The sequence below is a fragment of the Pseudomonas sp. BTN1 genome (assembly GCF_001907715.1).
Lineage (GTDB): Bacteria > Pseudomonadota > Gammaproteobacteria > Pseudomonadales > Pseudomonadaceae > Aquipseudomonas > Aquipseudomonas paracarnis.
The window spans coordinates 26,812-33,641 of sequence record NZ_MPBM01000058.1 but is presented as its reverse complement, the minus strand read 5'-3'; the positions used below and the strand labels follow the sequence as shown (position 1 = coordinate 33,641).

Here is a 6,830-nt window from a genome sequence, read left to right as displayed (position 1 = left end):
CTCTTTTTCAACTTCCTTTTAGCTTCGATGAACTGAAGCAACTTGCCGCCGAGAACTGCATAACTCATTGTTTACCAAGGAGTTTTCCGTTTCGACTGCGCCGGAAGTGGGGCGAATTATAGGCTTCCAGAATCTGCCGTCAACCCAATTATTCGGTTTTTCTATCAAAACCCTCAAAAACCCGATACTTCCACTATATAGATAGCTATGAGTCAGTATTTGAGCAATATATTGCTCATTCATTGACAGTTAAGCATCATAGCGCCACATATTTATCGATCATGACTTCGGAAGAACTCCCGCAATGACCACCCCTCCTCGCAGCCTGGCATCCGCATTGTTTCCGATCGGCCTGCTATTGATCGCCATGGCGTCCATCCAATCCGGTGCGTCATTGGCCAAAAGCATGTTTCCTATTGTTGGCGCACAAGGCACCACTGCTCTGCGTTTGATTTTCGCCAGTGTGATCATGCTGGTGCTATTACGCCCATGGCGCGCCACGCTGACGGCCAAGTCCTTGCGCACGGTGATCATTTACGGGATGGCGCTGGGCGGCATGAACTTCCTCTTCTATATGTCCCTTCGTACCGTACCGCTGGGGATTGCAGTAGCACTCGAATTCACAGGCCCGCTTGCCGTCGCTATCTATGCCTCGCGCAGAGCTGTCGACTTCCTGTGGATTGCCCTGGCGATCATCGGCCTGCTGCTGTTAATTCCGATGGGCGAGGCCAGTAGCGGTATCGACTGGGTCGGCGCGGCTTACGCACTGGGCGCAGGCGGATGCTGGGCCCTCTATATTTTGTTCGGCCAAAAGGCTGGGAACGACAATGGTGTTCAGACCGCTGCACTCGGCGTGATGATTGCGGCCCTGTTCGTAGCACCGATCGGCATCGTGCATGCGGGCGCCGCGCTGCTGACGCCCGCCCTGATCCCTATCGCCATTGGCGTCGCAATTCTGTCCACCGCCTTGCCCTACACCTTGGAGATGGTCGCACTGACTCGCCTTCCCGCTCGCACATTCGGCACGTTGATGAGTATCGAACCGGCGTTCGGCGCCCTCTCCGGCCTGTTCTTTCTGCATGAGCATCTATCCCTGGCCCAATGGCTGGCCATCACCTGCATTATCCTGGCTAGCGTAGGCGCGACGTTGACGATGCGCAACGAATCCAAACCACTGGTGCCTGCCGACTGATCATCTTTAAAGCCAGCTCTGGTATTTGCCGCTCATTTAGGCCATGTTTAGGCCGTAACCGAATGTCATTCATGGAGAATTTCGACACGGACAGCATGAACGCTTCGCTCGAGAGCGAGTAAAGCGGCTCTGTTCTTTTGCAGGGCGGCTATTAAGGATGGGAATGAAACGAATTTTGATACTGTTGCTGGTTGTGGGCATCGCTGGCTGTGCTGCAACCACAAAAACAGAAGTGAAACGGGGAAAAAAAGGGCTGCATATCAACTGTTCAGGCCTGTCCTCCTCCTGGGACCAGTGCTACACCAGTGCAGCCAACTCATGCGGTGCCAAGGGCTACCGGGTGATAGCCAAATCCGGCGATAACTCCGAAGAGCCTGGGGACTATCCTTTCGGCCTCAACCCTGCCGGCTATACCAGCCGCAGTATGATCGTCATCTGCAAATAGCTGCCCGAGCAGTCTTTCCTGACTGCTCATCTTAAATTCAGGCCAGTTGCGGCACGAAGGCTAAACTCCTGCTCGACCATCGAGCCAATGGAGTTCCCATGCCGCACAACAAGAAAATCGTATTAGTAGTGGGTGCCGGTGACGCGACCGGCGGCGCCATAGCCAAACGCTTTGCCCGCGAAGGCTACATCGCCTGCGTCACCCGTCGCAGCGCCGACAAACTGCAGCCCCTGGTAGACAGCATTCAGTTGGCGGGCGGTGAAGCCCATGGTTTTGCCTGTGATGCACGTAAAGAAGAGGACGTGATCGCACTGGTCGAGCAAATCGAAACCGAGCTGGGACCTATTGAAGCGTTCGTCTTCAACATCGGCGCCAATGTGCCTTGCAGCATTCTGGAAGAAACCGCACGCAAGTACTTCAAGATATGGGAGATGGCGTGCTTCTCCGGCTTCCTGAACGCACGGGAAGTCGCCAAGCGCATGGTCACGCGTAACCGCGGCACTATCCTGTTCACCGGAGCCACCGCCGGCTTGCGCGGAAGCGCGGGGTTTGCCGCCTTCGCCGGCGCCAAGCATGGGATACGCGCCCTGGCACAAAGCATGGCGCGGGAGTTAGGCCCGATGAACATCCATGTCGCCCATGTGGTGGTGGACGGTGCCATCGATACCGACTTCATTCGCGAGAACTTCCCGCAAAAATACGCACTCAAGGATCAGGACGCCCTCCTCAACCCTGACCATATTGCCGACAACTACTGGTTCCTGCATCGCCAGCCACGGGACGCCTGGACGTTCGAACTGGACCTGCGCCCCTGGAATGAAACCTGGTGACTCCCTCTATAACAATAAGCAGTGAGTACAGACCATGAGTAAAACCCTGGAGTTCTTCTTTGATCTCGGCAGCCCCGCCACTTACCTGGCCTATACCCAGTTGCCGGCGCTGTGCGCTAAAACCGGCGCACAGGTGGTGTATCAACCGATGCTGTTGGGCGGTGTATTCAAGGCCACGGGCAATGCCTCGCCGATCATGGTGCCCGCCAAGGGGCGCTATATGCTCGATGACCTGGCGCGTTACGCCAAACGCTACAACGTGCCGCTCAGGTTCAACCCGCACTTTCCCATCAATACCTTGGTGCTGATGCGCGCCGTCACCGGCATTCAAATCCACCAGCCTGAGCGCTTCCTCGACTTCATCGACTGCCTGTTCCGCGCACTCTGGGTGGAAGGCCGTCACCTGGGCGACCCAGAGGTCGTGGCCAATGTGCTCACCGAACAGGGGTTCGATCCCGAGCAGGTACTGGCCCTGTCCAATGATGCAGCCGTCAAGGACGCTCTCAAGGACAAAACCGAACAAGCCATTAAGCGCGGCGTGTTCGGCGCTCCCAGTTTCTTTGTAGGAAACCAGCTGTTCTTCGGCCAGGACCGCCTGGACTTTGTGCGTGAAGCCCTCAGCTAGGTGTTGATTGCAGCCGGCAATGCCTTGGCTGCAACCGATCAAATCGCCGCAGTGCGCACCTGCAACCATTCAAGCGCTGCACCATTGAGCAGCGGGCTCAAACGCTCACGCACCTGGGCGTGATACGCGTTGAACCATTCACGCTCATCCGCCGTGAGCAACGACGGCACCAGGCAGCGGGTATCAATTGGGCACAGGGTCAGGGTTTCGAACTTGAGGAATTCGCCAAACTCGGTCTTGCCCGCTTCACGGTTCAACACCAGGTTCTCAATGCGCACGCCCCAACGGCCAGGGCGATAAGTACCCGGTTCAATTGAAGTAATCATCCCTGGCTGCATCGCCGTTTGTGGCGCCGCAGCAGCCTGATAGGCAATGACCTGCGGACCTTCATGTACGTTGAGGAAATAACCCACGCCGTGGCCTGTGCCGTGACCGTAGTCCACGCCTTCTGCCCATATCGGCGCACGGGCAATGGCATCCAGCAACGGTGAAAGAATGCCCTTGGGGAACTGCGCACGGGACAGAGCAATCACACCCTTGAGCACCCGCGTGCAATCGCGTTTCTGCTCCTCACTCGGTGTACCGATAGGCACCATCCGCGTGATGTCCGTGGTTCCGCCCAGGTATTGGCCGCCCGAGTCGATCAACAGCAAGCCATCACCTTCGATCAGCGCATGCTCTTCTTCGGTGGCGTGGTAATGCGGCATCGCGCCGTTGGCGTTGAAGGCGGCAATGGTGTTGAAACTTAGCGATACATAGCCTGGGCGGCGAGTACGTGCAGCGGTCAGGTGTTCGTCAATCGTCAGTTCGGTAATGCGCTCGCGACCCAGGGCGCTGTCGAGCCAGGCAAAGAATTCGCACAGCGCCGCACCATCCTGCTCCATGGCTTGGCGGATATGTTCCGCATCCGCCAGGCTCTTGCGGGATTTAGCCAGTGTGGTGGGGTTGAGGCCTTCAACCAGCTTGACGCCCGCGTCGAGGTTTTCCAGCAAGCCGGCGGTGACGCGGGCAGGGTCTACTTGCAAACTTGCGCCCGCCGGTACCGCTCGCAGCGCTTGCGCCACCTCGCTGTAATCACGCAGGGTCACGCCATCCTGCTCAAGCACCGCCCGCAGTTGCGCATCGACCTTGCCCAACGCCACAAACAAAGTGGCCTGTTGCTGATTGATCAAGGCAAAGGACACAAACACCGGATTGAACGACACATCAGCGCCGCGCAGGTTGAATAGCCAGGCGATGTCATCCAGCGTCGCGATGAAATGCCAATCGGCGCCCTTGTCTTTCAAACTGGCACGCAAGGCGGCCAGTTTCTCGCCACGACTGACGGTGGCTTGGGGCGGCAGATGCTGATAGATCGGCTGGTTCGGCAACGCTGGGCGGTCTTGCCAGACTTCATCGAGCACATCGATATCGGTACGCAGACGCGCGCCACGCTCGGCCAATTTGCCACCCAGGGTACGTGCCGAGGCCACGGCCATGACCGCACCGTCCACCGCCACCACGCCACCCTCAGGGGTTTGCTCGGCCAGCCACTCCAGCGGCCCGGGCTGACCCGGTTGCAGCTTCACCAGCTCGATACCGCTGCCCTTGAGCTCCTTGGTCGCCTGTTCCCAATAACGGCTATCCGCCCAGACCCCGGCGAACTCCGCCGTGACGATCAGAGTGCCCACCGAGCCATGAAAACCGGACAACCACTGGCGCCCTTGCCAGTAACCCGGCAAATATTCGGACAAATGCGGGTCCGCCGATGGCACCAGCAAGGCATGAATGCCTTCGCGGCGCATCAGTTCACGGGTGTGCGCCAGGCGCTGGGGAACCGTTCCATGGGTCAAAGGCTGCGTACTCATTGTGTCTCCTGCTAACCACTAATAATTGTTATGTATTGCGATGATAAATCAGACTGCCCAGAACGCTGGCGCACTCGCCAATGCGGCCTTGATCAACTGCGCGGCCTGGTCGATATCCTGTTCGGTGGTAAACCTGCCCAGGCTCAAGCGAATAGTGCGAGCGGCACTGCGAGCGTCATGCCCCAAGGCCAGAAGCACATGGGACGGCGCATTGCTGGCCGAATTGCACGCTGAAGTCGCGGAAAAGGCAATGCCTGAACTCAATGCGGCTGAATTGAATTCGCCTTCGCTGAAGGTAAGGCTCAATGTGTGTGGAATACGCTGGGTTGGGCTGCCATTAAGACGCAAGCCGGCAACCGACGCCAACTGATCCAGCAAGCGCTGGCGCAGCGCGACAATCGTGGCCTTCTCATCCTCGAAAGACGCCGCCGCCAGAGCAAACGCCGCGCCCATGCCGGCAATCTGATGAGTCGCCAGGGTGCCGGAGCGCAAACCGCCTTCGTGGCCCCCCCCGTGAATCTGCGCCAGTACCTTCTGCTGCGCCCGAGGCCCGACATATAACGCGCCAATACCCTTGGGCCCATACAGCTTGTGAGCAGAGAACGACATCAAGTCCACCGGCCACCGGGCCAGGTCGATAGCCACTTTGCCTGCCCCTTGCGCCGCGTCCACATGGAACAACGCGCCGTGCTCACGTACCCGCGCGCCAATGGCCGGGATATCGTTGAGGGTGCCCAGTTCGTTGTTGACCAGCATCAGCGAGACAAGAAAGGTATCCTCGCGCAAGGCTTCGCTGACCGCTTCGACGCTGATCAAGCCGTCTGCATCCGGTACCAGGTAAGTCACTGCCACTCCGGCTTCCTGCAATTGCCGCGCGGTGTCCAGCGTGGCCTTGTGTTCGATCTGGCTGGTGATGATATGCCCACCCGCCACACCACGGGCCTGGGCCACGCCCTTGAGCGCAAGGTTGTTGGATTCCGTGGCACCGGAGGTCCAGACTATCTGCTCGGGCTCGGCCACCACCAACTCGGCCACCTGGCCACGCGCCTGTTCAACCTTCTGCCGGGCCGCTTGGCCGAATGCATGGGAACTGGACGCAGGGTTGCCGAAGTGGGCGTCGAAACCCAGACACTCGACCATCACCTGGATAACTCGCTCATCCACCGGCGTGGTGGCGGCGTAGTCGAAATACAGCGGACGTTTATTCATGAGGTTAAAACTCGCAGAGCGTATTCCCAAGAACAGCGTCTCGGGGGGCATCGACCAGAACAGAGGTCGTCAGGTTTAACCGATCGAATGCCATTAAAGAAGGTAACTTTATTTAAATGTGCGTAGGAACGCTCCTGGAATTGAGCTTAACAGGCTGAAGTAGCCCCATGGCAAACAAAAAGCCCGAGGTTCCTTGTGGGAAACCTCGGGCTTTTTGCTGCATGAAGCGCGCTCAACTGGGCCGACCATGCAAAACCACGCTGCGCTCGGCGTTCATTTCACCCTGGTGATCAAAGCCGAAGGGCTTTGGCTGGCCAAGCAACGCGGCGCGTTGGCGTTGATAGTCGTCAAACGACAAGCCGCGACGGCCCAGGGCCTCCAAAGCCAACTGCTTGGTTTCCTCGGCCGTATAAGGGCGCATTTCCGGGGATGGCTGGGTCGCACACCCCGCAAGGACAGAGGTGACAAGTAAAAGGGAAACAGCGAGGAAACGGTTCATGGCGATGGCCCTGCGAAGATGGTTTCGAGTCAATGAACACAGGCTACTCCCGCCCCTTCTCGCTGAAAAATCATCGTCCGTGATAGTCGCTATCACGCGTATCGGCGTCCACAGGGGGAACGCCTTTATATTCATTTAAGTTCTATAAATATAGAAACACCTTCATTTACGAATTAAGACGAT

Annotated in this window: 7 protein-coding genes; 4 read left to right on the top strand and 3 right to left on the bottom strand. The window is 58.0% G+C overall.

Features of this window, described 5'->3' with window-relative positions; genetic code table 11:
* Nucleotides 1-304 precede the first annotated feature (304 nt).
* From rhtA to BMH52_RS25235, 4 genes are all read left to right on the top strand, one after another.
* Nucleotides 305-1,192 carry a threonine/homoserine exporter RhtA gene (gene rhtA / locus BMH52_RS25250; protein WP_038449645.1) on the top strand — a complete coding sequence of 296 codons (888 nt, stop codon included), beginning with the start codon at nt 305-307 and terminating at the stop codon, nt 1,190-1,192.
* A gap of 163 nt (nt 1,193-1,355) precedes the next feature.
* Nucleotides 1,356-1,637 (top strand): hypothetical protein, encoded by a 282-nt coding sequence (locus BMH52_RS25245; RefSeq protein WP_003190182.1) that lies wholly within the window; start codon nt 1,356-1,358, stop codon nt 1,635-1,637.
* A gap of 98 nt (nt 1,638-1,735) precedes the next feature.
* Complete coding sequence (locus tag BMH52_RS25240) at nt 1,736-2,467, top strand: SDR family oxidoreductase (protein ID WP_014717823.1); 732 nt, start codon at nt 1,736-1,738, stop codon at nt 2,465-2,467.
* A gap of 34 nt (nt 2,468-2,501) precedes the next feature.
* A complete protein-coding gene (locus BMH52_RS25235) occupies nt 2,502-3,092 on the top strand; it encodes a 2-hydroxychromene-2-carboxylate isomerase (RefSeq protein ID WP_032901924.1) in 591 nt (196 codons plus the stop codon).
* Between the two features lie 38 nt (nt 3,093-3,130).
* On the opposite strand, the gene BMH52_RS25230 is transcribed toward BMH52_RS25235, so the two are convergent.
* The 3 genes from BMH52_RS25230 to BMH52_RS25220 form a co-directional block, all read right to left on the bottom strand.
* Nucleotides 3,131-4,939, bottom strand: coding sequence for an aminopeptidase P family protein (locus BMH52_RS25230; protein ID WP_020301054.1), 1,809 nt, complete (start codon nt 4,937-4,939; stop codon nt 3,131-3,133).
* A 48-nt stretch (nt 4,940-4,987) separates the two neighbouring features.
* A complete protein-coding gene (locus tag BMH52_RS25225) occupies nt 4,988-6,148 on the bottom strand; it encodes a cysteine desulfurase family protein (RefSeq protein WP_073845419.1) in 1,161 nt (386 codons plus the stop codon).
* A gap of 232 nt (nt 6,149-6,380) precedes the next feature.
* Complete coding sequence (locus BMH52_RS25220; protein WP_032904559.1) at nt 6,381-6,647, bottom strand: lipoprotein; 267 nt, start codon at nt 6,645-6,647, stop codon at nt 6,381-6,383.
* Nucleotides 6,648-6,830: the final 183 nt, after the last annotated feature.

What these genes read in the sequence shown, in the direction of transcription:
- rhtA (WP_038449645.1), top strand. Translation starts at nt 305, where the DNA reads ATGACCACCCCTCCTCGCAGCCTGGCATCCGCATTGTTTCCGATCGGC.
- BMH52_RS25245 (WP_003190182.1), top strand. Translation starts at nt 1,356, where the DNA reads ATGAAACGAATTTTGATACTGTTGCTGGTTGTGGGCATCGCTGGCTGT.
- BMH52_RS25240 (WP_014717823.1), top strand. Translation starts at nt 1,736, where the DNA reads ATGCCGCACAACAAGAAAATCGTATTAGTAGTGGGTGCCGGTGACGCG.
- BMH52_RS25235 (WP_032901924.1), top strand. Translation starts at nt 2,502, where the DNA reads ATGAGTAAAACCCTGGAGTTCTTCTTTGATCTCGGCAGCCCCGCCACT.
- BMH52_RS25230 (WP_020301054.1), bottom strand. Translation starts at nt 4,939, where the DNA reads ATGAGTACGCAGCCTTTGACCCATGGAACGGTTCCCCAGCGCCTGGCG.
- BMH52_RS25225 (WP_073845419.1), bottom strand. Translation starts at nt 6,148, where the DNA reads ATGAATAAACGTCCGCTGTATTTCGACTACGCCGCCACCACGCCGGTG.
- BMH52_RS25220 (WP_032904559.1), bottom strand. Translation starts at nt 6,647, where the DNA reads ATGAACCGTTTCCTCGCTGTTTCCCTTTTACTTGTCACCTCTGTCCTT.